This window comes from Saccharopolyspora sp. NFXS83 (genome assembly GCF_026241095.1).
Lineage (GTDB): Bacteria > Actinomycetota > Actinomycetes > Mycobacteriales > Pseudonocardiaceae > Saccharopolyspora_C.
In genome coordinates this window covers 1-26,028 of record NZ_JAPFGB010000039.1, presented here as the reverse complement: position 1 = coordinate 26,028, position 26,028 = coordinate 1, and the positions used below count along the sequence as shown (strand labels likewise).

The window sequence follows — 26,028 nt, the reverse complement described above, 5'->3', positions numbered from 1 at the left end:
GGGAGAAGTACGAGCGCGTCGGCGGATCAACCGCCGAGCAGGCCTGCGAGCTCCGCGATCCGCCGGATCTGCGCGGCACGTTCCGCGGCGAGCTGCTGCTCCGGATCCACGACCTCATCGGCCTGGGCCAGCAGCGCCAGCGTTTCGCGCACCGCGCCCTCCGGCGGCGCGTTCACCGCTTCCACCAGGCGATCCACCGCCGAGTCCAGTTCGTCGGCGGCGACCACCGAGTTCGCCAGACCGATCCGCTGCGCTTCCTCTGCCGTCACGTCCCGGCCGGTCACGCAGATCTCCACCGCACGCGCGTAGCCGACAGCGCGCACCAGCGGCAACGTGCCGCCGAGGTCCGGAACCAGGCCCAGCCCGGTCTCGGCCATCCGCAGCTTCGCGTCCTCGGTGAGCACGCGCAGGTCGCAGGCCAGCGCGAGCTGGAACCCCGCACCGATGGCGTGCCCCTGCACGGCAGCGATGGTGACCCGGTCCGGCTCGCGCAACCAGCTGAACCCCTGCTGGAAGGTGGCGATGTCGGCGTCGGCCTCTTCGGTCGGACGCTGCACCAGCGACATCAGGCCGGGTGCACCGTCGACGTCATCGACCCCGAACAACCTCTTGTCCAGTCCGGCGGAGAACGCGCGCCCCCGGCCGCGCACCACCACGACCCGCACTTCCGGGTCCAGGGACTGGCCGATCTCGCGCAGCGCCGCCCACGTCACCGGCGTCTGCGCGTTGAGCTTGTCCGGGCGATCGAGTGTGATGGTGGCGCGCCGACCCTGGACCGTGAGCCCCACACCGCCACGGTCCAGAAGGTCGGCGTCCATCCTCGACTGCTCCAAGCGGGCCTCCATCAGTTCTGCGTTGACCGGACGGGAATCGCGCAAGACGTTACCCGCCGGTCGAAAACGGAGCGCATCGAACCGATCATGCCCGCCGAGTCACTTCTTCTTGGTACGCGTCGCACCCCCACGGCCGCGCAGCTGCACGCCCGACTCGCTCAGCACCCGGTGCACGAACCCGTAGGAACGCCCGGTCGCCTCGGCAAGGGCGCGAATGCTCGCTCCCTTCTCGTATTTCTTCTTCAGGTCACTGGCAAGCTTGTCCCGGGCGCTCCCTGTAATTCGCGCACCCTTCTTCAGGTCAGCCACAGTGTCCCCGCCTTCCCTCCGAACAGGTCGGGCCGCTCGCGACCCCTGTCGTCGCAATGATCGAACAGGACGGCCGTAAACGCCAGGCGATCATGCAAAAAGATCGCCCAACGGTTGAGATCGAGAGGCTGCGATCACCGGAATGCGCTCGACCGATCGGTCTAGCCGACTCGCGACATCCGGCGGTGAAGACCGCCATCCCACAGCATTTTCGCTGTTCAGAGCGTTGTTACGGAGAGAGATCAGCCGCCGCTCGCCGACGGTGACGACCGGTCGTCGCAGCAGGTCGTGATCCGTTACAAGAGCCGCGGGGTGGGAAAAACCACTCGTCAGGCGAGTTGCACTAGCTCCAAGTAATCAGCCGACCAGTGGTCCTCGGTCCCGTCAGGCAACAGGATCACCCGTTCCGGCTCCAACGCCTCCACGGCACCGGGATCGTGCGTGACCAGGACGACCGCTCCGCTGAAACTGCGCAGCGCATCGAGGACTTGTTCGCGGCTGGCGGGGTCGAGGTTGTTCGTCGGTTCGTCGAGCAGCAGCACGTTCGCCGCACTGGAGACCAGGCCCGCGAGCGCCAGCCGGGTCTTCTCACCGCCGGAGAGCGTGCCTGCGGGCTGGTCGAGCTGCTCCCCTCGGAACAAGAAGGTGCCGAGCAGGGTGCGCAGCTGCTGCTCCGGGGTGTCGGGGGCGGCGCTGCGGATGTTCGACCACACGCTGGCGTCGTGGTCGAGGGTCTCGTGCTCCTGCGCGTAGTAGCCCACGCGCAGGCCGTGACCGGGGACCATGCCGCCCGCGTCGGGCTCCTCCATGCCACCGAGCAGGCGCAGCAGCGTGGTCTTGCCCGCACCGTTGAGACCGAGCACCACGACCTTGGCGCCCCGGTCCACCGCCAGGTCCACGCCGCTGAAGATCTCCAGCGAGCCGTAAGACTTCGACAGCCCGCTCGCGGTCAGCGGGGTCCGCCCGCAGGGCGCGGGATCGGGGAAGCGGATCTTGGCGACCTTGTCGTCGACCTGCTCGTCTTCCAGGTCGTTGACGAGCTTCTCCGCGCGGCGGGCCATGTTCTGCGCGGCAACGGCCTTGGTGGCCTTGGCGCGCATCTTGTCGGCCTGCGCCATGAGCACGGAGGCCTTCTTCTCGGCGTTGGCGCGTTCCCGGCGGCGGCGCTTCTCGTCGGAGGCCCGCGCCTCCTGGTAACGCTTCCAGTCCATGTTGTAGACGTCGGCCTCGCCGCGGACCGCGTCCAGGAACCAGACCTTGTTCACCACGTCGGCCAGCAGTTCCACGTCGTGGCTGATGACCACGAGGCCGCCGTCGTGGGAGCGCAGGAATTCGCGCAGCCAGTTGATGGAGTCGGCGTCGAGGTGGTTCGTCGGCTCGTCGAGCAGCAGCGTCGTCGCCGACCTGCCGCCGGGGCCCGATTCGGAGGCGGCGAACAGGATGCGGGCGAGCTCGACGCGCCTGCGCTGACCACCGGAGAGCGTCTGCAGCGGCTGTTCGAGGATGCGATCGGCCAACCCGAGGTTGGAGCAGATCCGGCCCGCTTCGCTCTCGGCCGCGTAGCCGCCGCGAGCGGAGAACCGCTCCTCCAGCTTGCCGTAGCGGTTGATGGCCTTGTCGCGCTGGCGGTCGTCGGCCAGCTCGGCCATCTCGGTCTGCGCCTTCTCCATGTCGCGCAGCAGCTTGTCGAGACCGCGGGCGGACAGCACCCGCTCCTTCGCGGAGACCGACAGGTCCCCTTCGCGCGGGTCCTGCGGCAGGTAGCCGAGTTCGCCGCGGCGGATGAGCTCACCGGCGTAGGGCTCGCCTTCACCGGCGAGCACGCGCAGCGTGGTCGTCTTGCCCGCACCGTTGCGGCCGACGAGGCCGACGCGGTCACCGGGCTGCACGCGCAGCGTGGCGCCGGAGAGCAGGATGCGCGAACCCGCGCGCAGTTCAAGGCCCGTGGCAGAGATCAAGGAAGGCTCCGAAGACGTAGTGGTCGAGCGAGTTCACGAAAAAGCCCACCGCAGGCCGGTGACGGCCGGAATCGGATGGGCCGAGAACGTCGCCGCTAATCAGCGGAGACGGTTGTGCGCGGCCCTCGCAGGCGGAGTTTCGCCGCGCACTTCTTCGTTGCGCGCTTGCTCACCACGACCCCAGTGTAGCGGGCGGTTCCCCGTCACCGGCGTGCACTCCGCCACGAGCGACCGGTGGTCACGTCTCGTGGATCCGGACCTCGACGGCGATCGCACGTTCGGCGGCGTCGTCGAGGATCGTGCGGCGGGGCTCGGGGACGTCGAGCACGCGAGGTTCGGCGCCGGCCAGCAGGTCGCGCAGCCTCGGCTCGGCGCGCAACGCCTCCAGCGCCCGGCGGTCGCCGCCGAGCACCACGGCGTCGAGCCGGTCGCGTTCGGGCAGCAGCACGCGCGCGACGTCGGCAGCGGCGGATTCCAGCGAGCGCCGCGCCTGGCCTTCGCGGCGCCGGGCGAACCGCTGCTGGGACTGCCCGCCCGCCTTGTTCCGGCCGTGCACGAGGTGCCGGCCGGTGGAGGAGACCTCGACGGTGCCCGCTCGGGCGATCCCGACGCTGTGCGCGCCGAGGCGCACCAGCACGAGCCCGATCCGCCGCGGCGCGCGCACGTGCTCGACGAGCGGGTCGACCGCGAGCCCGGGGCGCTCGCCGTGCGGGCCGGGCAGTTCCTCGAACGGCACCTCCACGACCGCGGTGGCGCCGTCGGTGGCGGTGACCACCACGCGCCGCGCGGCGAGTTCGGTGCGCGCGATGCCGCCGTGGCGGGTGCCGAACCGCTCGAACCAGCCCGCCAGCCGCTCCGGCGGCACCGGGACCGCGCGTCCACCTCCGGCCAGTTCCCTGCCTCGCATGTCCCCATCCCAGCACGCGCGGGCGCTCGCGGCGGCGGGCATTCGGCGCAGTGCCGGATTTTTTCCTCCCACGCTCTTGCCCCGGTGGTCGCCGCCTCATTAACGTGCTCGAACTTACAGCGTTAGTTATCTGGAACGCACACTCCGCGAAGGGCGCGTCGCGATGGCTCCTCCCCCCTCCAGCGCTCGCCGGGTCGCGGCGGCCGGGCTGATCGGCACGACCATCGAGTGGTTCGACTTCTTCATCTACGGCACCGCCGCCGCGCTGGTGTTCAACCGGTTGTTCTTCCCCGAGTTCGAACCGGTCGCGGGCACCGTCGCCGCCTTCGCGACCTTCGCCGTCGGGTTCATCGCCCGGCCGCTGGGCGGCGTCCTGTTCGCGCACCTCGGTGATCGCCACGGCCGCAAACCCGTGCTGGTCGCCTCCCTGCTGCTGATGGGGCTCGCGACCGTCCTGATGGGCGTGCTGCCGACCTACGGCACGATCGGCGTGGCCGCTCCGCTGCTGCTCACGGTGTTGCGGTTCGCCCAGGGGATCGGCGTCGGCGGTGAATGGGGCGGCGCGGCGCTGATGGCCGTGGAACACGCCCCGGCGCACCGGCGCGGCTTCTACGGCAGCTGGCCGCAGATCGGGGTGCCCGCCGGGTTGCTGCTGGGCAACCTCACGTTCTCGGCGCTGTCGGCGGGTCTGACCGAAGCCGAGTTCCTCGCCTGGGGCTGGCGGGTGCCGTTCCTGTGCAGCGCGCTGCTCATCGTCGTCGGGTTCGTCATCCGGCTGCGGATCAGCGAGAGCCCCGTGTTCGAGCGGGCCGCGCGGCAGCAGCGCCACACCCGCACCCCGGTGCTCGACGTGCTGCGCGAACACCCGCGCGTGGTGGCGCTGGCCGCCGGGTCCTTCCTCGCCACCAACGCGACCTTCTACGTGGGCACCACCTGGATCGTCGCCTACACGACGAACTCCCTCGGCTACGAGCGGACCTCGATCCTGAACGCGAACGCGCTGCTGAGCTTCGTCGACATCCCGTTGATGCTGGCGTTCGGCCTGCTGTCGGACCGCATCGGACGGCGCGGTATGTCGATGGCGGGCATGGCCGGGCTGGCGGTGTTCGCGGTGCCGTACTTCCTGCTGGTCGACAGCGGCTCGATCATGTTGTTCCTGCTCGGCGGCATCGTCGTGCAGGTGTGCCGGACCGCGGTGTACGGGCCGCAGTCGGCGTACTTCTCCGAACTGTTCAGCACCCGCTTCCGCTACAGCGGCGCCTCGCTCGCCTACCAGCTAGCGGCGATCCTCGGCGGCGGGCTGGCACCGATGATCTGCACCGCCCTCTACGGCTGGACCGGGTCGTCGATGGCCATCGCCGGATACGTGGTGGTGCTGTGCCTGATCTCGTTCGGCTCCAGCTACCTGCTGGCCGAGACGTTCCGCAAGGGCCTCACCGACGATCCCGCCCCCGCGTCGGCCTGACCGGTCCTCAGATCGAGATCTCCGAGAACAGGCGGGTGGTCCGGCCGGAGAGGGCTTCCAGCAAGGAGGCGGCCTGGTCGTCGGTGAGGGAGGCGACGAAGTCGATCACCGCCCGGCCGCGGGCGCGGCGCTCCAGGTCTTCGCCGCTGATCTGGTCGCCGTCGGGCGAGAGCGCGGCGGGGTCCGCCGCGCGCAGGTGGCCGAACTCCTCGCGCGCCCGGTCGAACAGGTCGCGGAGGCGGTGCGGCAGCCGCGCCGCCTCGCTGCGGTCGATCAACCACGAGTCCAGCGCCGTGACCAGCTTCGTCAGCAGGCGGTCCTGGCCTCGCTGGTGCAGCGCCAGGTCCGGGCGCTGCAGCACGAAGCGGCGGTGCACGAACTTCAGCACCTGCACCTCGTGCCACTGCTCTGGGCCCAGCGACACGTGACCCGAGCGCACCGTCGGCCGCCGCTCGACGCGCACCCCCTCGACCAGCCTGCGGGTCCACTCGCCGGAGAACACCGCCACCGCCTGCTCGGCCTGCTTCGAGCGGTCGAACGGCGCTTGCAGGAGCTTCTTCACCAGCTCCTCCACGACCTTCTTCACCGCCTGGGTAAAGGCCTCGTCGGAGGCGATCCAGGAGTCCTTCGCGTGGAGCCTGCGCCGCAGCCGCTCCAGCGACCGGCCCGGCAGGTGCTCGGTGCGGGCGAGCTCGGCGTCGCCCAGCGCGGCCAGCTGCACCTGGTGGCCGAGCCACTCGGTGAACTCGTGGGAGACGGTGGTGTGCTGCAGGATGCCGACCCGGTGGAAGTCCTCCAGGTCGTGGATGGCGTAGGCGATGTCGTCGGCCGTGTCCATCACGGACGCCTCGACGGTCTGCTGCCAGTTCTCGACCAGACCGCGGAACGCCGAGCGGCAGTCCCGCATGTCGTCGAGCTCGGTGACGTAGCAGGAGAACTTCGCCGAACCCGTTCCCGGCGCTTCGTCCGGCTCGGACGCTCCGCGCGGCGGCACCCGCAGGTCGCGCGGATGCGGGGACGGGCGGTGCAGCCGCGTCCACGGGTACTTCAGCAGCGCCGCGCGCACCGCCGCGGTGAGGTCGAGCCCGTCCCCGGAACCATCCGGGTCGCCGCGCACGTCGATCGAGCTGACGATGCGGAACGACTGCGCGTTGCCCTCGAAGCCGTCGCGCAAGCCGTAGTCGACGCGCGCGATCCGGTCCAGCACGGTCTCGCCGAGGTGCCCGAACGGCGGATGCCCGAGGTCGTGGCCCAGCCCGGCGGCCTCCACGACGTCCAAGTCGCAACCGCCGAGCTCGTCCATCGCCGCCGTCGCGTCGGGATCCGCGTGCAGCCGCTCGCCGATGGCCCGCGCCACCTGCGCCACCTTCAGGCTGTGGGTGAGCCGGTTGTGCAGCAGCATGCCGGAGCCGCTGGGGCTCACGACCTGCGTCACGCCGCCGAGGCGCGCGAAGAACGCCGAGCTCGACACCCGGTCCCGATCCGCCCGGAACGGGCTCGTCGCCAGGTCCGACGCCGGCCGACCGGCGCGGAGGGGGTCGCTGCGGCGGGAGTTTCGCTCGACCGGCGGATCGGTTCGCATGTCCAGCACGTTAGCGGCGCCCGGTCGTGCGGCGGCACCCGCACCCGGCGTGATCTGATGCTCGTGTGGTGGACGTGCTCATCGTGGGGGCGGGGCCCGCTGGCCGGGCGGTGGCGGCGGCGTGCGCCGACACCGGATTGGCCACGACCGTGGTGGATCCGGCGCCGCGCCGGGGCTGGCCGCACACCTACGGCTCGTGGCTGGACGAGCTGCCCGCGGCGGTGCCGCACTCAGCGCTGGGGTCCGTGACGGCCACCATGCGCACTTTCGGGACCTCCCCGCACGACTTGGCCAGGCCGTACGCGGTGCTGGACAACTCCGCGCTGTGGAAGCACCTGTGGCGCCCCGACGTGCAGGACGTCACCGGGCGCGTCGTGGGCGCCGAGCACGGCCCTACCGGTTCGACGGTGCACCTCAAGGACGGCAGGAGGCTCGCGGCGGCCACCGTCGTCGACGCCACCGGCGCCGCGCGGGTGCTCTCCGGAGGACGCCCGTCCCGGACCGCGGCGCAGCAGTCCGCGGTGGGGGTGGTGCTGGATCCGGCTGCGGCCGAACCGCTGTGCCCGGAGGGGTCCGGGGTGTTCATGGACTGGCGTTCCGCGCCGGACACCCGCGGCGGCTGGCCGACGTTCCTGTACTGCGTCCGGTTCGGTTCCGGGCAGGTGCTGATGGAGGAGACCTCGCTGGCCCGGCGGCCCTCGATGCCGCTGACGCTGCTGCGCAGGCGGTTGCACGGGCGGCTCGCCGCGGCCGGGATCACCGTGCCCGACGATGCCGCCGAGGAACGGGTGCGGTTCCCCGTGGACGACCCGATCCCGCTGCCCGGCCGGGTGGTGCCGTTCGGCGCTTCCGGCGGGCTGGTGCACCCGGCCAGCGGTTTCAGCGTGGCGTCCGCGCTGCGGCAGGCGCCGTGGGTGGCGGGAGCACTGAGCGCGGGGCTGACCTCGGGTCCGGCCAAGGCCGCGAAGGCCGCCTGGTCGATCTTGTGGCCACCGCGCGCGATGGCGACGCACGGCCTGCGCAGGCGCGCGCTGCGTGCGCTGCTCACGTTCCCGCCCGCGCTGGTGCCGGAGTTCTTCGAGGTGTTCTTCTCCCTCCCGGAGGCCGACCAAGCCGCGTTCCTCGCGGCCGATCACGACCCCGCCCGGACGGCGGCGGCGATGACGACGCTGTTCAGCCGAGCCCCTTGGCCCGTCCGGCGCAGGCTGGTCGCGGGCGGTTTCGGCCCCGGTGGCGGCGAGGCGCAGCACGGCTTCGGCGGCCTCTGACCCGCCGGACACGGTGTGAGCAGCACGTCCGACGTTGTGTGAGTTCCCACAACGGGTGGGCGAGTTGTGTGCTCCGGCCCCGGTTGGCGCGCTAGGTTGGCGGTCGGCAATGCCCGCCGTCCCCAGGCGAGGAGCAGCTGAGATGTCGGTGAACAGGTCGTGAACCCGCTCGATGGAGAGCCATGAGTGCAGGCAGCATCGACCCCGTGCTCGCGCTGGTCAACGAAGTGCGCTTCGCGTTCCAGCCCCTGATCAACGTGAAGACCGGTGCCATCGTGGCGGTGGAAGCCCTCGCCCGGCCCACCGGTGGGGACGTCCACGACCTGTTCCGGGAGGCCGCACGGCATCGCAAGCTCACCGAGCTCGACATCGAGCTGGCTCGGGCGGCGATCACCGCCGCCGCCGACCACGAGACGCTGTTACCCCTGCACCTGAACATCTTCGGCGGCACCGTCACCCACGACCTGCCCAGGCTCGAACTGGTGCTGGACCGGTTGCGCGAGGTGGGCCGCCGCGAGCAGGAAGTGACCTTGGAGATCGGACCGCCGTTCGCGCGGCTGGACCCGGCCCAGCTGGTCGAAGGCGTGCAGGCCCTCAAGTCGGACGGGTTCCAGATCGCTGTGGACGGCGTCGGTGACGGCGACGTGCCGCTGACGCTGATCGCGGACATGGAACCCGGCATGGTCAAGCTGGACCGCGGCGTGGTCAGCGGCCTGCCGGACTCGGCGCCGCGGCGCGCGGTGCTCGAATCGGTGCGGCACCTGTGCGAGGCCGCCGACGCGGACCTCGTCGCCGAAGGCGTGGAGAACGACCGGCAGCTCTCGGCGCTGCGGCGCACCGGGGTGCGGCTGGTGCAGGGCAACCTGCTGGCTCCCGCCGCGCGCCGGCCACCGACGACGATCACCGTTCCGGGGGTGGCCGCCGAGGTCACCGATCCGTCCGGGCAGCCGGTGAACACGCTCGCGGCCGGACCGCGGGTCACCGAGTTCCTCTCCCCCGCCACCTTGCTGTCGGTCGACGCGACCGCCGACAAGGTGCGCGGCGTCCTCGCCGACCACCCCGAGATCAGCGGCGTCGTGCTGGTCGACGAGCACAACCGCCCGCAGTTCACCATCGACCGCAACCGGTTCCTGCTCGCCGTCACCGGCCCGTACGGGCACGCGCTGCACGCGAAGCGACCCGCCTCGCGGCTCGCCGACGAACCTCGGGTGGTCACCACGGCCACGACCGCCATGGAGGCGTTGAGCCTGGTCACCCGCTCGGACCAGTACCGGATGTACGACGACGCGATCGTCGTCGACGAGGCCGGTCGCTGCTTGGGCGCGGTGCGCGCCGGGCACCTCATCCGCGGCATGGCGGACCTGAAGGTGGAGGAGGCCGCGGCGCTGAACCCGCTGACGCGGCTGCCCGGCAGCGACGCCATCGCCAGGGACGTCGGCAGGCGCATCGCCGCCGGTGACGTGTTCGCGGTGAGCTGGCTGGACATCGACGGCTTCAAATCCGTCAACGACAGCGTCGGGTTCTCCGCGGGCGACGACCTCATCCGGTCCATCGGGCGGGTGCTGACGGATGCGGCGACGTCGCTGACCTCGGTGCGCGTCGGGCACGTCGGCGGGGACGACTTCCTGCTGGTGGCCGACCTGGACGACCTGGTGCCGCTCTCGGAGCTGCTGCTGGACCCCGAGCGCGACGCGGGCGGGATGCGGGTGACGCTGTCGCTGGCGACTCTGGTGTGCACGCAGAGCACCGTAAGCTCCTACGACGAGGTGTCGCGGATGCTGGCGCCGCTCAAGCAGGACGCGAAGGCGTTGACCGGATCCAGCTGGGTGATGTCCCGACCCGGTTCGGAGCACGTCGACGTGCTCCGCGGCAAGCCGCAGGCGCAGCAGCAGCCGCCGTTCCCCGGCCCGGCGACGATGCCGCCGCCCGGCCTCGCCCCCGGCTCCGGCCCGCCGCCCTCAGCGGGGCCGCCACCGGCCGGACCACCTCCGGGCGGCTCGGCCGATCCGTCCGCGATGCGCTTCCCCACCGAGGACCCGGACCCGGGCACGCCCCAAGCCCGCACCCGGGCCCCGGGGCGCTGACCGGGGGTCTCCGGACCCGAAAACACCGATCGCCCCTGGCTGGTGCCAGGGGCGATCGGCGACTACGCGGGAAGAGCCGGCTCAGACCGTGAAGCCGAGGGCCCGCAATTGCTCGCGGCCTTCCTCGGTGATCTTCTCCGGACCCCACGGCGGCATCCACACCCAGTTGATGCGGAAATCGCTGACCAGGCCGCCGCCGGGACCGCCGGTGAGCGCGGAGCGGGCCTGCTCCTCGATCACGTCGGTCAGCGGGCAGGCCGCGGAGGTCAGCGTCATGTCCACCGTGGCGCTGTTGTCCTGCTCGACGCGGACGTCGTAGACGAGACCGAGGTCGACGACGTTGATCCCGAGCTCGGGGTCGACGACGTCGCGCAGCGCCTCCTCCACGTCTTCGAGCGCGGCGAGCTCCGCCGCCGGGGCCGGGGGCTCCGGCAGGTTCTCGGCGCCGCGCGCCACGTCGGTGGCCTCGCCCGCGGCTGCGTTCTCGTCCTGCACCTGGGTCTGGTCTGTCATGACGCTCCCACCTCGTCGACGACGCGCGAAACGGCGTCCTTGAAAGCCATCCATCCCAGCAGCGCGCACTTCACGCGTGCCGGGTACTTCGCCACACCGGCGAACGCGATGCCGTCCTCCAGGACGTCCTCGTCGGGCTCCACCTTGCCGCGGCCCTGCATGAGCTCGCTGAAGGCGGCCTGCCGCTGCATGGCCTCCTTCACCGGCCTGCCGACCACGAGGTCGGTGAGCACCGAGATCGAGGCCTGGCTGATCGAGCAGCCCTGCCCCTCGTAGGAGACGTCCTCGACGGTCGCGTCGAGGCCGCTGCCCGCCAACCGGACGCGCAGCGTCACCTCGTCCCCGCACACCGGGTTGACCTGGGAGGACTCCGCGTCGAACGGGTCCCGCAGGCCGTGCCCGTGCGGGTTGCGGTAGTGGTCCAGGATGATCTCCTGGTACATCTGTTCGAGCTGCATCACACGTCCTTCAGCCGTTCACCCGACACCGAAGAAACGCTGGGCCTCCCGCACAGCTTCCCCGAGCGCCCGGACCTCGTCCAGATCGTTGTAGAGGTAGAAACTCGCGCGCACCGTCGCGGGCACCCCGCACGCCCGGTGCAGCGGCCACGCGCAGTGGTGGCCGACGCGCACCTCGACGCCCAGGCTGTCCAGCACCTGGCCGGCGTCGTGCGGGTGCACGCCGTCGACCACGAAGGACACCGTGGCACCGCGGCTGTCGGTGTTCGCCGGGCCGATGATGCGGACCCCGTCGATCGCCGACAGCTCCTCCAGGGCGGCGGCGGCGAGCTTCTTCTCGTGCGCCGCGATGCGTTCCATGCCGACCACCGACAGGTAGTCCACGGCCGCACCGAGCCCGACGACCTGGGAGGTCATCGGCACGCCCGCCTCGAACCGCTGCGGCGGCTCGGCGAACGTCGAGTGGTCGATGTGCACCATCTCGATCATCGACCCGCCGGTGATGAACGGCGGCATCGCGCGCAGCAGCTCGTTGCGCCCGTAGAGCACGCCGACCCCGGAGGGGCCGAGCATCTTGTGCCCCGAGAACACCGCGAAGTCCACGTCGAGCTCGGCGAAGTCCACCGGCGAGTGCGGCACGGACTGGCACGCGTCGAGCACGAACAGCGCGCCGACCTGGTGCGCCCGCGCCACGATCTCGTCGAGCGGGTTGACCGTGCCGAGCACGTTGGACTGGTGCGCGACGGCGACGACCTTGGCGCGCTCGCTGATCACGCCGGACACGTCGGACAGGTCGAGCCGACCGTCCTCGGTGACGCCGAACCAGCGCAGCGTCGCCCCGGTGCGCCTGCACAACTCCTGCCACGGCACGAGGTTCGCGTGGTGCTCCATCTCGGTCACCACGACCTCGTCGCCCGGCCCGATGCGGAAGCGCTCCGCTTCCGGGCCGGACGTCGCGGCGTTGCTCATCGCGTACGCGACGAGGTTGACGCCCTCGGTGGCGTTCTTGGTGAACACCACCTCGTCCACGCTCGCCCCGACGAAGCGGGCGATCTTGGCGCGGGCGTCCTCGTACGCGTCCGTGGCCTCCTCCGCGAGCTGGTGCGCACCGCGGTGCACCGCCGCGTTGGAGGTCTCCAAGAACGACCGCTCCGCGTCGAGCACCTGGCGCGGACGTTGCGAGGTCGCCCCCGAGTCCAGATACACCAGGCGTCGATCATCGCGGATCGTGCGACCCAGGATCCGGAAGTCGGAGCGGATCGCCGCGACGTCCAGCGGCCCTGCGGCCGCACCTGCACTGGTGAGAGGCTGAGCGGTCATGACTGGGCGACGGCCTCCTTCTTGCTGGTGAACCGCACGTAGCCGTTCTTCTCGAGCTCGTCGGCCAGCTCCGGCCCACCGGACTCGACGACCTTGCCGCCGGAGAACACGTGCACGTGGTCCGGCGTGATGTGGTTCAGGATGCGGGTGTAGTGCGTGATCAGCAGCACGCCCTTGTCGCCCTTGGACTTGTAGCGGTTCACGCCCTCGGACACGACGCGCAGCGCGTCGACGTCCAGACCGGAGTCGGTCTCGTCGAGGATCGCGAACTTCGGGTCCAGCAGGTCGAGCTGCAGGATCTCGTGGCGCTTCTTCTCGCCGCCGGAGAAGCCCTCGTTGACGCTGCGCTCGGCGAAGGAGGGGTCGATGTCGAGGTCGGTCATCGACTTCTTGACCTCCTTGACCCAGTGCCGGATCTGCGGGGCCTCACCGCGGACCGCACCGGCGGCGCTGCGCAGGAAGTTCGACATCGACACGCCCGGCACCTCGACCGGGTACTGCATGGCGAGGAACAGGCCCGCGCGGGCGCGCTCGTCCACGCTCATCTCCAGCACGTCCTCGCCGTCGAGCAGGACCGAGCCGGAGTCGATCTGGTACTTGGGGTGCCCGGCGATGGCGTAGGCCAAGGTGGACTTGCCGGAGCCGTTCGGGCCCATGATCGCGTGGATCTCACCGGAGTCGATCTTGAGATTCACGCCGTTGAGGATCGGCTTGGCGCCCTCTTCGGTGAGGACGGAACCGTGCAGGTCCTTGATCTCCAGGGTGGCCATTGTGCTGTGTTCTCCTGGTACTTGGGGAAAGAAGGCGAGTGAGGGGCGGCGTCAGGCGCCGACGACGGCCAGTTCGGCCTCGATCGCGGCCTCCAGCCGCTCCCGGACCGACGGCACGGTGATCTTCTGCAGGATCTCGCCGAAGAAACCGCGCACCACCAGTCGGCGGGCCTGCTCCTTCGGAATGCCGCGAGCCTGCAGGTAGAACAGCTGCTCGTCGTCGAACCGGCCGGTGGCGCTGGCGTGGCCGGCGCCTTCGATCTCACCGGTCTCGATCTCCAGGTTCGGCACCGAGTCGGCGCGAGCGCCCTCGGTGAGCACCAGGTTCCGGTTGAGCTCGAAGGTCTCGGTGCCCTCGGCCGCGGCCCGGATCAGCACGTCGCCGATCCACACCGAGTGCGCCCCGTCGCCCTGCAGCGCGCCCTTGTAGAGCACGTTGCTGCGGCAGTTCGGCTGCGCGTGGTCGACCAGCATCCGGTGTTCCAGGTGCTGACCGGCGTCGGCGAAGTACAGCCCGAGCAGCTCGGCGTCGCCGCCCTTGTCGCCGTAGGTGATCGTCGTGTTGACCCGGACCAGGTCGCCCCCGAGGGTCACGGCCAGGTGCCGGAACACCGCGTCCCGGCCCAGGTAGGCGTGCTCGGAGCTGACCTGGGTGGCGTCGTCGGCCCAGTCGTGCACGGACACGACCGACAGCCGGGCCGAGTCGTCGGTGACGAACTCGACGTTCTCGCCCAGCACGCCGGAGCCGCGGTAGTCGAGCACGACGACCGCTTCGGCGAACCGCTCGGCGCGGATCTGGATGTGCCCGTACGCCGTCTCGCCCGCGCCGGGGCCGTGCACGACGACGCTGACCGGCTCGGCCGGCTGCACGTCCTTCGGGATGGTGATGACGGTGGCCTGCTCGAAGGAGCTCCAGGCCTGCGCCGCGACCCGGTCGGCGGGCACGCCGCCCTTGCCGAGGCGCTCGTCGTCACGGCCGACGGTCTCGACGGTCACGTCGGAACCGGCCTCGACCTCGACGTTCAGCGAGGCCGTGGCCTTCGCGGTGCCGTCGTGCAGGCCCTTGAGCCGCTTCGTCGGCGTGAAGCGCCAGTCCTCCTCGCGACCGCCGGGCACCTCGAAGGCGTCGACGTCGTAGGAGGTGAAGCGCTGCCCGCGGGACGACTGCGGCACGACCGCGCCCCCGTGGGAGTGCTCGCTCAGGCCGTGCTGGGCGTCGGCGGTGTCAGTGGTGCTCGTCATGTCAGCCGACGGCCCCTTCCATCTGCAGCTCGATCAGGCGGTTCAGTTCCAGCGCGTACTCCATGGGCAGCTCGCGCGCGATCGGCTCCACGAAGCCGCGCACGATCATCGCCATGGCCTCGTCCTCGGTCAGACCCCGCTGCATCAGGTAGAACAGCTGGTCGTCGCTGACCTTGGAGACGGTGGCCTCGTGGCCCATGGACACGTCGTCGACGCGCACGTCGACGTAGGGGTACGTGTCCGAGCGGCTGATGGTGTCCACCAGCAGCGCGTCGCACTTGACCGTGGAGGCCGAGTGGTTGGCGCGCTTGGCGACCTTCACCAGACCCCGGTAGGAGGTGCGGCCACCACCGCGGGCGATCGACTTGGAGACGATCGTCGAGGAGGTGTGCGGAGCCATGTGCTCCATCTTCGCGCCCGCGTCCTGGTGCTGGCCCTCACCGGCGAACGCCACCGAGAGCACCTCGCCCTTGGCGTGCTCGCCCATCAGGAACACCGACGGGTACTTCATGGTGACCTTGGAGCCGAGGTTGCCGTCGACCCACTCCATGGTCGCGCCTTCTTCGGCCTTGGCCCGCTTGGTGACCAGGTTGTAGACGTTGTTCGACCAGTTCTGGATGGTCGTGTAGCGGCAGCGGGCGCCCTTCTTGACCACGATCTCCACGACCGCCGAGTGCAGCGAGTCGCTGGAGTAGATCGGGGCGGTGCAGCCCTCGACGTAGTGGACGTAGGCGTCCTCGTCCACGATGATCAGCGTCCGCTCGAACTGGCCCATGTTCTCGGTGTTGATCCGGAAGTAGGCCTGCAGCGGGATGTCGACGTGCACGCCCTTCGGCACGTAGATGAACGAGCCGCCGGACCACACCGCGGTGTTCAGCGCGGAGAACTTGTTGTCCCCGGCCGGGATCACCGAACCGAAGTACTCCTTGAAGGTCTCCGGGTGCTCGCGCAGCGCGGTGTCGGTGTCCAGGAACTGGACGCCCTTCTCCTCAAGGTCCTCGCGGATCTTGTGGTAGACCACCTCGGACTCGTACTGGGCGGCCACACCGGCGACGAGCCGCTGCTTCTCCGCTTCCGGGATGCCCAGGCGGTCGTAGGTGTTCTTGATGTCCTCGGGCAGGTCCTCCCAGCTCTGGGCCTGCTCCTCGGTCGAGCGCACGAAGTACTTGATGTTGTCGAAGTCGATGCCCGAGAGGTCGGCGCCCCAGTTCGGCATCGGCTTGCGCTCGAACAGCCGCAGCGCCTTCAGCCGCGCTTCGAGCATCCACTCCGGCTCGTTCTTCTTGGCCGAGATCTCCCGGACCACGTCCTCGTTGAGCCCACGGCGCGCGCCTTCGCCCGCGTCGTTCTTGTCGGCCCACCCGTATTCGTAGTTGCCCAGGGTCGCCAGGGTCTCCTCTTGGCTGAGCTGGCCAGAGGTGTTCGGCACCGTGGTGGGTGTGCGCTGCTCGGCAGCGGCAGTCATACGGACTCCCCTCCGTCATGAATCGGGGCGGTCTGCTGCCCGCCGGTCTGGGACCGGTCGGGGGCAGCCGGATCGGTTGCGGCCGGAGCCGACGCCGGAAGGACCTGCTGGGCCTCCGGGCCGTTCGCGGCGGGTCGCCCGGACCGCGTCAGCGGTACGTGCGTAGTGCAGGCCGCATCGCCGTTGGCGATGGTGGCCAATCGCTGCACGTGGGTGCCGAGGACTTCGGCGAAAGCCTCCGTCTCGGCTTCGCACAGCTGCGGGAAGTCCGCAGCGACGTGCGCCACCGGGCAGTGGTGCTGGCAGAGCTGCTCACCGGAGGCCACGCTGCGCGTCGAGGCAGCGTAGCCCTCGCGAGTCAGCGCACCGGCGAGGACCTCGGCCCGTTCGGGCGTGGTCCGCGCGGCGGCCAGCGCCTCCCGGTGGTGAGCGACCAGCGCGGAGATCCGCTTGCGCGCGAACTCCCGCACCGCCTGCTCACCGTCGGTTTCGGCGATGAACCGCAACGCCGCCACGGCCAGGTCGTCGTAGGCGTGCCCGAACCTGGCCCTGCCGACCTCGGTCAGCAGGAACAGCTTCGCGGGCCTGCCCCGCCCCCTGCGCTGTCGCGCCGAGGACTCCCGGGTGTAGGCCTCGCCCTCGGTGACCAGCGCGTCGAGGTGCCTGCGCACCGCGACGGAGCTGAGCCCGAGTTCCTCGGCCACCGCCGCGGCGGTGATCGGCCCGCGCTCCAGCAGGAGGCGGGCGACCGAATGCCGGGTGCGCCCGTCCCCGGACGGGACGCCCGCACCCGGTGCCGCGGCACCTGAGTCGGCGACCGCGGCCGGTGAGGAGGTTCCGGCGTTTTTCACAACACTGATGTTACCTATTTAGCTCGAGCACGCCAGGGTGCAGGTCCACCAACGTGACTCGGCTCACCCCGGACGGCGGTTGTGCGACGGCGACGCGCCACGATCACCGCCTGGCCTAAGCTTCGGCGTCGTGGGTGCAGGCGAAACGAACAAGCGGCACGGAGCCGGACGTGACGAACCCGCGCGATCCGGTGCGCGGCCCGAGGACGCCGAACCCGACGGCGCCGCCTCCGACGACCGCGAACGAGGCGAGACCGCGACGGCGCGCGACGGCGTTCCGGTCCGGACCGCGGAGGCCGCGGGCCCGAGCACCGACACCGCTTACGCGGGCGCCGCGCCGACCGACCGGCAACCCGCGCCGCTGGACGCGCCGGAACGCCGCCAGCTCGACCTCGTCCGCCGCTTCGGCACCACCGGTTCGCTCGTGCTGGCCTTCGGCGCGATCGGCGCCGGCGCCGCTCCCGTCGACAACCCGCTGATCGGGGTGCGGCTGCTCGGGCTGCCCGCGCGCATCCCCACCGTCGCGATGGCGTGCGCCTGGCTCGGCATGCTCATGGTCGTCACCGCGTGGCTGTGGCTGGGCAAGCTGTCCTGGCCCGGCCGGGACCGCATGGTCAGCCGCACCCAGATGGACCGCACCGTCGTGATGTGGGGCCTGCCGCTGGCCATCGCCCCGCCGCTGTTCAGCACCGACATGTACACCTACCTGGCGCAGAACGCGGTGGCCGCGCTCGGCATCAACCCGTACTCGCTGGGGCCCGGCACCGCGCTCGGCGTGGACAACCCGCTGGTCGCGAACGTGCCCAACATCTGGCGCGACACGCCCTCCCCGTACGGCCCGCTGTTCCTGATGTTCGGCCAGCACATCGCCCGCGTCATCGGCGACGACGTGGTGTTCGGCGTGCTGCTGTGGCGGGTCGTGATGATCATCGGGCTGGTGCTGGCGATCTGGGCCATCCCGCGGCTCGCCGCGCGCTGCGGCGTGCACCCGGTGGCGGCGCTGTGGCTCTCGGCGGCCAACCCGATCACGCTGTTCCACGTGGTCAGCGGCGCGCACAACGAGGCGCTGCTGGTCGGCATCATGCTCGCCGCCATCGAACTCGGACTGCGCTGGCGCACCCCGCTGGGCGTGATCGCCGCCGGAGTGCTGCTGAGCATCGGCGGCGCGATCAAACCTCCCGGTTTCGTCGCGCTCGGGTTCTTCGGCATCTACGTCGCGCGCAGGCGCGGCGGCCGGATGCGCGACCTGGTAGGCGTCGCCGCGCTGCTCGGCGCGGTGCTGCTCGTCACGATGACGATCATCACGGTGGCCAGCGGGTGGGGACTCGGCTGGATCGAGACCTACGACGTGCCGAACCGGATCAAGACCTGGCTGGCACCGATGACCGCGTTCGGCATGACCGGCGGCGGCCTCGGGATGCTGCTCGGGCTCGGCAACCACACCAACTCGATGCTGGTCATCACCAAGATCTTCGGCTACGCCATCACCGGCGGGGTCTGCCTGCGGCTGCTGTGGCTGTCGTTCAAGGGGCGCATCGAGCCGCTGGCCGCGCTCGGCATCACCCTCGGCACGCTCGCCGTGTTCGGGCCGGTGCTGCACCCCTGGTACCTGCTGTGGATGGTGGTGCCGCTGTCGCTGTCCACCAACGACCACCGGTTCCGGCTGGGGGCGGCGGCGATCTGCTCCATCGTCGCGCTGGTCGTGCCGCCGACGGGCGCCGCGTTCCTCCTGCGCGCCTACCAGATCCCGTTCGCCGTGATCGCCTCGCTGATCGCGTTCGCCGTCCTGCTGTGGCTCATGCGCGGCAAGGTTCCGCCGCTGCTGCCCACCCGCAAGGGCGAGCGGCCCGTCACGTCATAGGCTTGGACGTCGTGAACGAAGCCGCGAGCACACCCCCGGCCGGCCAGTCGGTCGACGCCTCGGCCACGGACGGCACCGCACTCGACGTGCGCGGGCTGACCAAGCGCTTCGGCGACACCATGGCCGTCGCCGGACTGGACCTGCGCATGCCCCGCGGCAGCGTGCTCGCCCTGCTCGGCCCCAACGGCGCTGGCAAGACGACCACCGTCGAGATCTGCGAGGGCTTCCAGCGGCCCGACGGCGGTTCCGTGCGGGTGCTCGGGCTCGACCCCGCCACCCAAGGCGAGCGGCTGCGCCCCCGCATCGGCGTCATGCCCCAGGGCGGCGGCGCGTACCCGGGAGTGCGCGCGGCCGAGATGCTGGACCTCATCGCGGCCTGCTCCGCCGACCCGATCGACCCGCGCTGGCTGCTGGACACGCTCGGGCTCGGCTCGGCCGGGCGCACCCCGTACAAGCGGCTCTCCGGCGGGCAGCAGCAGCGGTTGTCGCTGGCCTGCGCGCTGGTCGGCCGCCCGGAGCTGGTGTTCCTCGACGAGCCGACCGCCGGGCTCGACCCGCAGGCCCGGCACCTGGTGTGGGACCTGGTCGCCGCGCTGCGCCGGGACGGCGTCGGCGTGCTGCTGACCACCCACCTGATGGACGAGGCGGAGGCGCTCGCCGACCGGGTCGTCGTCGTCGACCACGGGAGGGCCGTCGCCGACGGCACCACCGCCGAGCTCACCGCCGACCCGCAGGGCAAGCAGGAGCTGAAGTTCCACTCCGAGCCCGCGCTCGACCTCGACCTGCTGCTGGCCGTGCTGCCGGAGGGCTACGAGGCCGCCGAGCAGCGCCGCGGGCAGTACGTGGTGCGCGGCACCATCGACCCGCAGGTGGTCTCCGCCGTCACCGCGTGGTGCGCGCGGCACGGCGTGCTGGCCAACGAGCTCCGGGTGAGCAGGCGCAGCCTGGAGGACGTGTTCCTCGACCTGACCGGACGGGAGTTGCGCTCGTGAACCGTGGCGCGGAGACAGGTGAGACCGGGACCGCCGGACCGGGCCACGCACGCCAGGACCGACCGAACGCGGGCGCCGGGCGGTTCCCGGCGGGCACGTTCGCGCCCGCGCCCGGCCGAGGCCGCGCGCTGCGGATGCTGGCCGCGCACACCCGGATCGAGGCGCTGCTCATCATCCGCCACGGCGAGCAGGCGCTGCTCACGCTGATCATCCCGCTGGCGCTGCTGATCGGGCTGAGCACGCTGCACATCGGCACCGTGCCGGAGCCGCGGGTCGACTCGGTCGCGCCGCGGATCTTCGCGCTCGCGGTGATGTCCACGGCGTTCACCGGGCAGGCCATCGCGCTCGGCTTCGACCGGCGCTACGGCGTGCTCAAGCGGCTCTCGGCGACGGCGCTGCCGCGGTGGACGCTGATCAGCGGCAGGGTGCTGGCGACGCTGCTCGTGGTGGCGTTGCAGGCCGTGCTGCTGGGGATCACGGCGCTGCTGCTGGGCTGGACGCCGGACCCGCTCGGGGTGCTGGCGGCGCTGCCGGTGCTGGTGCTGGGCACCCTCGCGTTCGGCGCGGCGGGCGTGCTGGTCGGCGGGGCGTTCCGGGCGGAGATCGTGCTGGCGGTGGCGAACGCGATCTGGTTCGTGCTGCTGCTGGCGGGCGGGCTCGCACTCCCGGCCGGTGATCTGCCGGGTCCGGTCGGCGTGGCCGCCGGGCTGCTGCCCTCGGGGGCGCTGGCGACCGCGCTGGAGACGACCCTGGAGCACGCCGCGCTGCCCGGCTGGCAGCCGGTGCTGGTGCTGCTGGTCTGGGCGGGCGCGGCCGGTGCGCTCGCCGTGCGCACGACCCGCCTCACCTGACCGCCGTCCGCGGAATTATCGAGTCCGCTGGTTACCGGAAGTAGGGTGGCTGCATGACTGAGCCGCACACCGACGTGACGCCCGGTGCCGAACTGGCCCGCCCCTGCCACAAATCCCTCGAAGCGCTGCACGCGCTGATCTACTTCAGCCCGGACGCGGACGAGGCGTTCACCGGCCTGGGGCTCGACACGCGCACCATGCGCTACTTCGCCGGTCGCGCCGCCCCGATGGGCGCCGTCGGCGCCGGAGTCGTGGCCGCCACCTTCTACAACTTCAACCCGCGGATCATCGCCGAGGTGATCCCGCACGCGTGGTCCATCGCGTCCCCTGCCACGGTCGTCGAAACCCGCTTCCGCGCCGCCGACACCGCGCTGCGCAAGCTGCTCGGCGAGGAGGTCATCGCCTCCGACGAACTCGCCGAGGCCGCCGCGCTCGCCCGCCGCGCCACCGAGGCCTGCCGACCCGAGGCGCGCCCGCTCTACGCCGGGCACGCCGACCTGGAGTGGCCGAGCGAGCCGCACCTGGTGCTCTGGCACGCGATCTCGCTGCTGCGCGAGCACCGCGGCGACGGCCACCTGATGGCGCTGCAGCAGGCGGGCCTGTCCGGCCTGCACGCGCTGGTGCTGCAGATCACCAGCGGCGAAGGCCTGTCCCGCAAGTTCGCCCAGCTCAGCCGCGGCTGGTCCGACGAGGAATGGGCGCAGGCCCAGGACGAGCTGCGCGAACGCGGCCTGCTCGATGCCGACGGCGCGATCACCGAGGAGGGCGCCGCGCTGCGGGAACGCGTCGAGCAGCAGACCGATTCCCTGGCCGCCGCCCCGTGGGCGCACCTGGGCGCCGAGAACGCGCAGCGCCTCGCCGCGCACGGCAAGCAGCTGAGCAAGAGGGTCGCGAAGGCGGGCGCCTTCCCCGGCCAGGCCTTCGCCGGCGGCGAGCGCCAGTAACCGCCGCACCCCACCTGGCGGCCGGCCGATCCGGGGCGGCACCTACCATCGAGACGTGCCGATGTCCTCGTTGTCGTCCCGGATTCCGGCGTCCAGCCATCGCTTGGTGCGCTGGCTCGCGCTCGCCGTTCTCATCACCCAGGCCCTGATCTCGGTGACCGGCTCCGTCGTCCGGGTGACCGGCTCGGGACTCGGCTGCCCCACCTGGCCGCAGTGCTTCCCCGGCAGCATGGTGCCCATCGAGCACCCCGAGGTCGCGCAGCTGCACCAGGTGATCGAGTTCGGCAACCGCACGCTGACCGGGCTGGTCGGCTTCGTCGCGCTGGCCTGCCTGATCGCCGCGTGGCAGGTGCGCCCGCGCCGCCCGCGCCTGGTGCGGCTGGCGCTGATCATGCCGGTCGGCGTGGTCGTGCAGGCGATCATCGGCGGCATCACGGTGCTGGTGGACCTGAGCTGGTGGAGCGTGTCGATCCACTTCATGGCCTCGGCGGTGCTGATCTGGCTGGCCGCCTGCCTGTTCAAGGCGGCGGGCGAAGGCGATGAGGAGCCGACGCCGGTGGTCCCCGCGAACATGCGGCGGCTGCTGGTGGCGCTGACCGCGGTGACGGCCGCGATGCTGATCGCGGGCACGCTGGTCACGGCGGCGGGCCCGCACGCGGGCGACGCCGACACCCCCCGCCTCGTGGTGGCGGTACCGACGTTGGTGCAGGCGCACGGTCTGCTGGTGATGGCCTACGTGTGCCTGCTGGCCGTGTTCGGGGTGTGGCTGCGCAGCGCACGCCCCACCAAGGCGCTGCTGCGGGCGTACACCGCGGCGTGCGTGCTGGTGCTGGCGCAGGGCGCGCTGGGTTCGGCGCAGTACCTGCTCGGCGTGCCCGAGGCGATGGTCGTGCTGCACGTGCTCGGCTCCACGCTGGTGATCAGCGTGACGGCCCTGCTGTGGGGCGAATCCCGCTACCGCGGCAAGATCCCCGAGGCTCCGGCCCCCGCCGAGGCGGCTCCCGCGCGCACAGCGGCCTAGGACTCCCCCCACGCAATGCGCTAGAGAGTCACGCTCTTCGTCTTGTCAGCGGCGAAGCCGCCGAGCGGCGACCGCCGAAGCAGCCGGACCACCCGCGGGTTCTCAGCGTCCTTGTCGCGGGGACGGCTCTGTCCCTCGTAGCGGAGCCACGCGGGAAGAAGATCCCGCAGCGAGAAGGACGCTGAGGTTCCGCCACCCCACCACCAAAGCGGAACGAGCCGCAGCGCGGTCAGAACCGATGGCTGCGGCGGCCTTCTCGTTCCCAGCGCTGCCACAGCTCGGGCATCTCGCCCGCCAGCCACTTGTAGAACTCGTGGACGGTGCGCAGCCTGCGGGCGCGTTCGCCTTGGCCGCTGAACATGCGCAGTCCTTCTTCGGTGAGCTGTTCGAGGCCGGTGACCTGCTGCATCCGGTGTCGCACCAGTTCCGGCCAGCGCTGCTCCTCGACGCGGTACAGCGCGGCCTCACGACCTTGCCGAGTCGTCTTGGAGATCACTCCGAGCCGCAGCAGCAACCGGACGTTGGTGCTGATGGAGCCGCTGCTCGCGTTGAGCCCGTGCGAGAGCTCCGCGGCGGTGCGCTCCGGCGGGTCGCAGATCAGCAGGAACGCGAGGATCCGCCCGGCGATCAGCGGCATGCCTTCGGTGGCCTCGAAGTGCGCTGCCATCTGTTCGATCCACTCGGACATCGCCGGACGATCGGTGCGCTGCGCGTACTCGGTCACCTCAGTGCCTCCGACTGATCGACTTCAACCGTTGCTGAAAACATAAACGGCGGAGAAGCGGAAATCCACCCCGACATGCTCCCGGATCCGGGCGGAAGGCGCGCTCAGCGCAGGGCCGCGCGCACGGCGGAGGCGAAGCGCGGCTTGGCGCCGGGATCGGCCTGCGCGAAGCCGAGCGACGGCTCGGTGAGCTCCAGTTCGAGCAGCAGCGGCGACCCGTCCTCGCCGCGCACGACGTCGACCCGCCCGTACAGCAGGTCCGCGCGGCGCAGGCCGTGCAGCGCGGCGGCGGCATCCATCGCGTCCTCCGCGGCGCGGCGCAGCACCGGGTCCGGCCGCACGCCGAACCGCTCCCCCGGCCCCGTCTCCGGCCCTGCCGGATCCGGGAGCATCGCGCCCTTCACGAACGCGTGCGAATAGGTGCCGCCGAGGAAGACCAGCGCCGTCTCACCTTCCCGGTCGACGGTGCGCTGGTAGGGCTGCACGAGCACGATCTGGTCGTCGGAGTGCAGCCCGGCAAGGTGCGCGACGGCGGAGTCGAGCTCACCTGGCGCGAACCGCGCGGCGCCCCGCGAACTCGCCCCCACCGAGGGCTTGAGCACGAAGTCGACGTCCGGCCACGGCGACCGCAACGGCTCACCGGGGCGGATCAGCTCGGTCGGCACCACCGGGACACCGCGCTCGGCCAGATCTGCGAGGTAGGACTTGTCGGTGTTCCAGCGCGCGACCCCCGCCGGATTCGCCAGCGCGGGCACCGAGTCGCACCAGCCGAGGAACTCCTTGCGCCGCAGCGGGTAGTCCCAGGTGCTGCGCAGCACCACGAGGTCGGCTTCGCCGAACGGGGCCGCCGGGTCGTCCCAGGGAACCCACGCCGCGGTCACGCCGATCTCGGCGAGCACGTCCGGCAGATCGTCCTCGTCGGTGCCGGAGCGCGGCAGTTGCGCGCAGCTCGCGAGCAGGACTCGGGCGCCGTTCCTCACCGGGCGCGCGAACCGGCCATCTTGCGGCGGTGCGCCGGGCCGATCTGCAGCGCGGCGGTCGTCTCGCCACCCCACTCGCTGGCGGTGAGTTGCTCCACGGCCTCGACCACGGCCTCGCCTGCGGTGACGTCGGCGACGAGCACGTCGCCGAGCGCGCCGTCCTCGCCGATCAGCACGAGTCGAGCGCCCGCCTGACCCAAGTTCTCCACGACGGCGAGGGCGGAGCCGCCGTGCGCCAGCGCGAACGCCTTGGCGGTGGCGACCGCCTTCGGCGAGGGGGCGGTGGTCTGCTCGGTGTCGTTGTCGGCTGCCATGCGGGTGATCCTAGACAACGACCCCGGCGCTGGGGGCGGAACAGTTACCCAGGCCACCGCCTCGCGGGCGCACTCCTGCGAGAGTGGGGACCGGCCCGGTGGCGGTTCCGCCGCCGGCGCGAACGACGAACGCAGGGAGGCACGCATGCGCGCGATCCGGATACCGGCCCATGGCGGACCGGAAGTGCTGGAGTCCGCCGAGCTCGACCAGCCGGCTCCGCAATCCGGTGAGCTGCTGGTGGAGGTCGCCGCGGCCGGGGTGAACTTCATCGACACCTACCAGCGCAGCGGGCTGTACTCGGTGCCGTTGCCGTTCACCCCCGGCGTGGAGGGTGCGGGCACGGTTCGCGAGGTCGGTCCGGACGTCACCGAGTTCTCCCCCGGCGACCGGGTCGCGTGGGTGATGTCGCCCGGCGGCTACGCGGAACGCGCCGCGGTGCCCGCGCGCAACGCGGTGCGCATCCCGGATGGCGTCGAGGAGCGGACCGCCGCCGCGGCGATGCTGCAGGGCATGACCGCGCACTTCCTGGTCGCCTCCACCCACCCCGTGCGCGCGGGCGAGACGGCGCTGGTGCACGCGGCGGCGGGCGGGGTCGGGCTGCTGCTGACCCAGCTGATCAAGGCTCGGGGCGGCAACGTGATCGGCACCGTGTCCACCGCGGAGAAGGCGGAGCTGGCCCGCGCCGCCGGTGCGGACGAGATCATCCGCTACACCGAGGCGGACGTGGCCGAGGAGATCCGGGACCTCACCGACGGGCGCGGCGTGGACGTGGCCTACGACGGCGTCGGCAAGGACACCTTCGACGGCAGCCTCGCGGTCCTGCGCCCCCGCGGGACGCTCGCCCTGTTCGGCGCCTCCAGCGGCCCGGTCCCCCCGGTGGACCCGCAGCGCCTGAACTCGGCGGGCTCGGTGTTCCTCACCCGTCCGTCCCTGGCGCATCACATCCTGAGCAGGGAGGAGCTCGACTGGCGAGCGGGCGAGATCTTCGCCGCGATCAAGTCCTCCGAGCTCGACGTCCGCATCGGCGGCACCTACCCGCTGGACCAGGCCCGCCAAGCCCACGAGGACCTGGAAGGCCGCCGCAGCACCGGAAAGCTCCTGCTGCTCCTCTGACCGCCCGCAACCTCCGCCGCCCATCAACGACGAAGCCGTGCAGTAGGCGGGCGAAACCACGCCTGCCTTGCGGCGTAGCCGTGCCGTGGGCGGCGAAGCCCGCCTGCCTGCGGCCGAAGGCCGTTCCTGGATGCGCGAAGCGCATAGCCCACGTCGAAAACCTGGTCACCCGCGGGTTCTCAGCGGCTTCCTCGCGAGGACA

At 71.5% G+C, this 26,028-nt stretch carries 24 protein-coding genes; 9 read left to right on the top strand and 15 right to left on the bottom strand.

Annotation, left to right across the window (positions count from 1 at the left end; genetic code table 11):
• Positions 1-26: 26 nt before the first annotated feature.
• The 4 genes from OOZ19_RS27995 to OOZ19_RS27980 all read right to left on the bottom strand — a co-directional run bounded on the left by OOZ19_RS27995 (position 27) and on the right by OOZ19_RS27980 (position 4,007).
• Positions 27-818: an enoyl-CoA hydratase/isomerase family protein gene (locus OOZ19_RS27995; RefSeq protein WP_266093161.1), complete on the bottom strand. Its 792-nt coding sequence runs from the start codon at positions 816-818 to the stop codon at positions 27-29.
• A gap of 114 nt (positions 819-932) precedes the next feature.
• Positions 933-1,142: a helix-turn-helix domain-containing protein gene (locus OOZ19_RS27990; RefSeq protein ID WP_009942935.1), complete on the bottom strand. Its 210-nt coding sequence runs from the start codon at positions 1,140-1,142 to the stop codon at positions 933-935.
• 329 nt (positions 1,143-1,471) lie between these two features.
• Positions 1,472-3,100, bottom strand: a complete 1,629-nt coding sequence (locus tag OOZ19_RS27985; protein ID WP_266093160.1) for an ABC-F family ATP-binding cassette domain-containing protein — start codon at positions 3,098-3,100, stop codon at positions 1,472-1,474.
• 238 nt (positions 3,101-3,338) lie between these two features.
• Complete coding sequence (locus tag OOZ19_RS27980) at positions 3,339-4,007, bottom strand: acVLRF1 family peptidyl-tRNA hydrolase (RefSeq protein WP_266093159.1); 669 nt, start codon at positions 4,005-4,007, stop codon at positions 3,339-3,341.
• Positions 4,008-4,170: 163 nt separating this feature from the next.
• On the opposite strand from OOZ19_RS27980, the gene OOZ19_RS27975 reads away from it, so the two are divergent.
• Positions 4,171-5,472: an MFS transporter gene (locus tag OOZ19_RS27975; protein ID WP_266093158.1), complete on the top strand. Its 1,302-nt coding sequence runs from the start codon at positions 4,171-4,173 to the stop codon at positions 5,470-5,472.
• A gap of 7 nt (positions 5,473-5,479) precedes the next feature.
• Here OOZ19_RS27975 and OOZ19_RS27970 read toward each other — a convergent pair whose 3' ends face one another.
• A complete protein-coding gene (locus OOZ19_RS27970; protein WP_266093157.1) occupies positions 5,480-7,054 on the bottom strand; it encodes a deoxyguanosinetriphosphate triphosphohydrolase family protein in 1,575 nt (524 codons plus the stop codon).
• A gap of 68 nt (positions 7,055-7,122) precedes the next feature.
• Between OOZ19_RS27970 and OOZ19_RS27965 the strand changes: the two genes are divergently transcribed.
• Together OOZ19_RS27965 and OOZ19_RS27960 are read left to right on the top strand one after the other, a co-directional pair.
• Entirely contained in the window at positions 7,123-8,322 is a 1,200-nt protein-coding gene (locus tag OOZ19_RS27965; RefSeq protein WP_507028821.1) for a lycopene cyclase family protein, read from the top strand.
• Between the two features lie 182 nt (positions 8,323-8,504).
• Positions 8,505-10,406 (top strand): GGDEF domain-containing protein, encoded by a 1,902-nt coding sequence (locus OOZ19_RS27960; protein WP_266093155.1) that lies wholly within the window; start codon positions 8,505-8,507, stop codon positions 10,404-10,406.
• A gap of 81 nt (positions 10,407-10,487) precedes the next feature.
• Here the strand turns inward: OOZ19_RS27960 and OOZ19_RS27955 are convergent, their stop codons facing one another.
• From OOZ19_RS27955 to OOZ19_RS27925, 7 genes are read right to left on the bottom strand one after another with little or no spacing between them, the layout of a single operon-like run.
• Positions 10,488-10,919: a metal-sulfur cluster assembly factor gene (locus OOZ19_RS27955; RefSeq protein ID WP_266093154.1), complete on the bottom strand. Its 432-nt coding sequence runs from the start codon at positions 10,917-10,919 to the stop codon at positions 10,488-10,490.
• The gene (gene sufU, locus OOZ19_RS27950) at positions 10,916-11,377 is read right to left on the bottom strand and encodes a Fe-S cluster assembly sulfur transfer protein SufU (RefSeq protein WP_266093153.1); all 462 of its coding nucleotides are present in this window, start codon (positions 11,375-11,377) and stop codon (positions 10,916-10,918) included. The genes OOZ19_RS27955 and sufU overlap by 4 nt, the downstream gene beginning before the upstream one ends.
• 18 nt (positions 11,378-11,395) lie before the next feature.
• Positions 11,396-12,697, bottom strand: a complete 1,302-nt coding sequence (locus tag OOZ19_RS27945; RefSeq protein ID WP_266093152.1) for a cysteine desulfurase — start codon at positions 12,695-12,697, stop codon at positions 11,396-11,398.
• On the bottom strand, positions 12,694-13,467 hold the full coding sequence (gene sufC / locus OOZ19_RS27940; RefSeq protein ID WP_266093151.1) for a Fe-S cluster assembly ATPase SufC: 774 nt from the start codon (positions 13,465-13,467) through the stop codon (positions 12,694-12,696). The genes OOZ19_RS27945 and sufC overlap by 4 nt, the downstream gene beginning before the upstream one ends.
• Positions 13,468-13,518: 51 nt before the next feature.
• Positions 13,519-14,709, bottom strand: coding sequence for a Fe-S cluster assembly protein SufD (gene sufD / locus OOZ19_RS27935; RefSeq protein WP_266093150.1), 1,191 nt, complete (start codon positions 14,707-14,709; stop codon positions 13,519-13,521).
• A gap of 1 nt (position 14,710) precedes the next feature.
• Entirely contained in the window at positions 14,711-16,174 is a 1,464-nt protein-coding gene (sufB, locus tag OOZ19_RS27930) for a Fe-S cluster assembly protein SufB (protein WP_266093149.1), read from the bottom strand.
• Positions 16,171-17,025, bottom strand: coding sequence for a helix-turn-helix transcriptional regulator (locus OOZ19_RS27925; RefSeq protein ID WP_266093148.1), 855 nt, complete (start codon positions 17,023-17,025; stop codon positions 16,171-16,173). The genes sufB and OOZ19_RS27925 overlap by 4 nt, the downstream gene beginning before the upstream one ends.
• A gap of 130 nt (positions 17,026-17,155) precedes the next feature.
• Between OOZ19_RS27925 and mptB the strand changes: the two genes are divergently transcribed.
• The 5 genes from mptB (at position 17,156) to OOZ19_RS27900 (ending at position 22,694) form a co-directional block, all read left to right on the top strand.
• Complete coding sequence (mptB, locus tag OOZ19_RS27920; RefSeq protein WP_266093147.1) at positions 17,156-18,886, top strand: polyprenol phosphomannose-dependent alpha 1,6 mannosyltransferase MptB; 1,731 nt, start codon at positions 17,156-17,158, stop codon at positions 18,884-18,886.
• 119 nt (positions 18,887-19,005) lie between these two features.
• Positions 19,006-19,878 carry an ABC transporter ATP-binding protein gene (locus OOZ19_RS27915; protein ID WP_266093186.1) on the top strand — a complete coding sequence of 291 codons (873 nt, stop codon included), beginning with the start codon at positions 19,006-19,008 and terminating at the stop codon, positions 19,876-19,878.
• A 128-nt stretch (positions 19,879-20,006) separates the two neighbouring features.
• Complete coding sequence (locus OOZ19_RS27910; protein WP_266093185.1) at positions 20,007-20,729, top strand: ABC transporter permease; 723 nt, start codon at positions 20,007-20,009, stop codon at positions 20,727-20,729.
• 53 nt (positions 20,730-20,782) lie between these two features.
• Positions 20,783-21,673 carry an SCO6745 family protein gene (locus tag OOZ19_RS27905; RefSeq protein WP_266093146.1) on the top strand — a complete coding sequence of 297 codons (891 nt, stop codon included), beginning with the start codon at positions 20,783-20,785 and terminating at the stop codon, positions 21,671-21,673.
• A 55-nt stretch (positions 21,674-21,728) separates the two neighbouring features.
• Positions 21,729-22,694 (top strand): COX15/CtaA family protein, encoded by a 966-nt coding sequence (locus OOZ19_RS27900; protein ID WP_266093145.1) that lies wholly within the window; start codon positions 21,729-21,731, stop codon positions 22,692-22,694.
• 229 nt (positions 22,695-22,923) lie between these two features.
• On the opposite strand, the gene OOZ19_RS27895 is transcribed toward OOZ19_RS27900, so the two are convergent.
• The 3 genes from OOZ19_RS27895 to OOZ19_RS27885 all read right to left on the bottom strand — a co-directional run bounded on the left by OOZ19_RS27895 (position 22,924) and on the right by OOZ19_RS27885 (position 24,712).
• Positions 22,924-23,418, bottom strand: a complete 495-nt coding sequence (locus OOZ19_RS27895; RefSeq protein WP_266093144.1) for a GbsR/MarR family transcriptional regulator — start codon at positions 23,416-23,418, stop codon at positions 22,924-22,926.
• Between the two features lie 104 nt (positions 23,419-23,522).
• Positions 23,523-24,398: an ATP-grasp domain-containing protein gene (locus tag OOZ19_RS27890; RefSeq protein ID WP_266093143.1), complete on the bottom strand. Its 876-nt coding sequence runs from the start codon at positions 24,396-24,398 to the stop codon at positions 23,523-23,525.
• Positions 24,395-24,712: a hypothetical protein gene (locus OOZ19_RS27885; RefSeq protein WP_266093142.1), complete on the bottom strand. Its 318-nt coding sequence runs from the start codon at positions 24,710-24,712 to the stop codon at positions 24,395-24,397. Before OOZ19_RS27885 ends, OOZ19_RS27890 begins: the two co-directional genes overlap by 4 nt.
• A 145-nt stretch (positions 24,713-24,857) precedes the next feature.
• Between OOZ19_RS27885 and OOZ19_RS27880 the strand changes: the two genes are divergently transcribed.
• Positions 24,858-25,826 carry a quinone oxidoreductase family protein gene (locus OOZ19_RS27880; protein WP_266093141.1) on the top strand — a complete coding sequence of 323 codons (969 nt, stop codon included), beginning with the start codon at positions 24,858-24,860 and terminating at the stop codon, positions 25,824-25,826.
• The last annotated feature ends 202 nt before the right edge of the window (positions 25,827-26,028 follow it).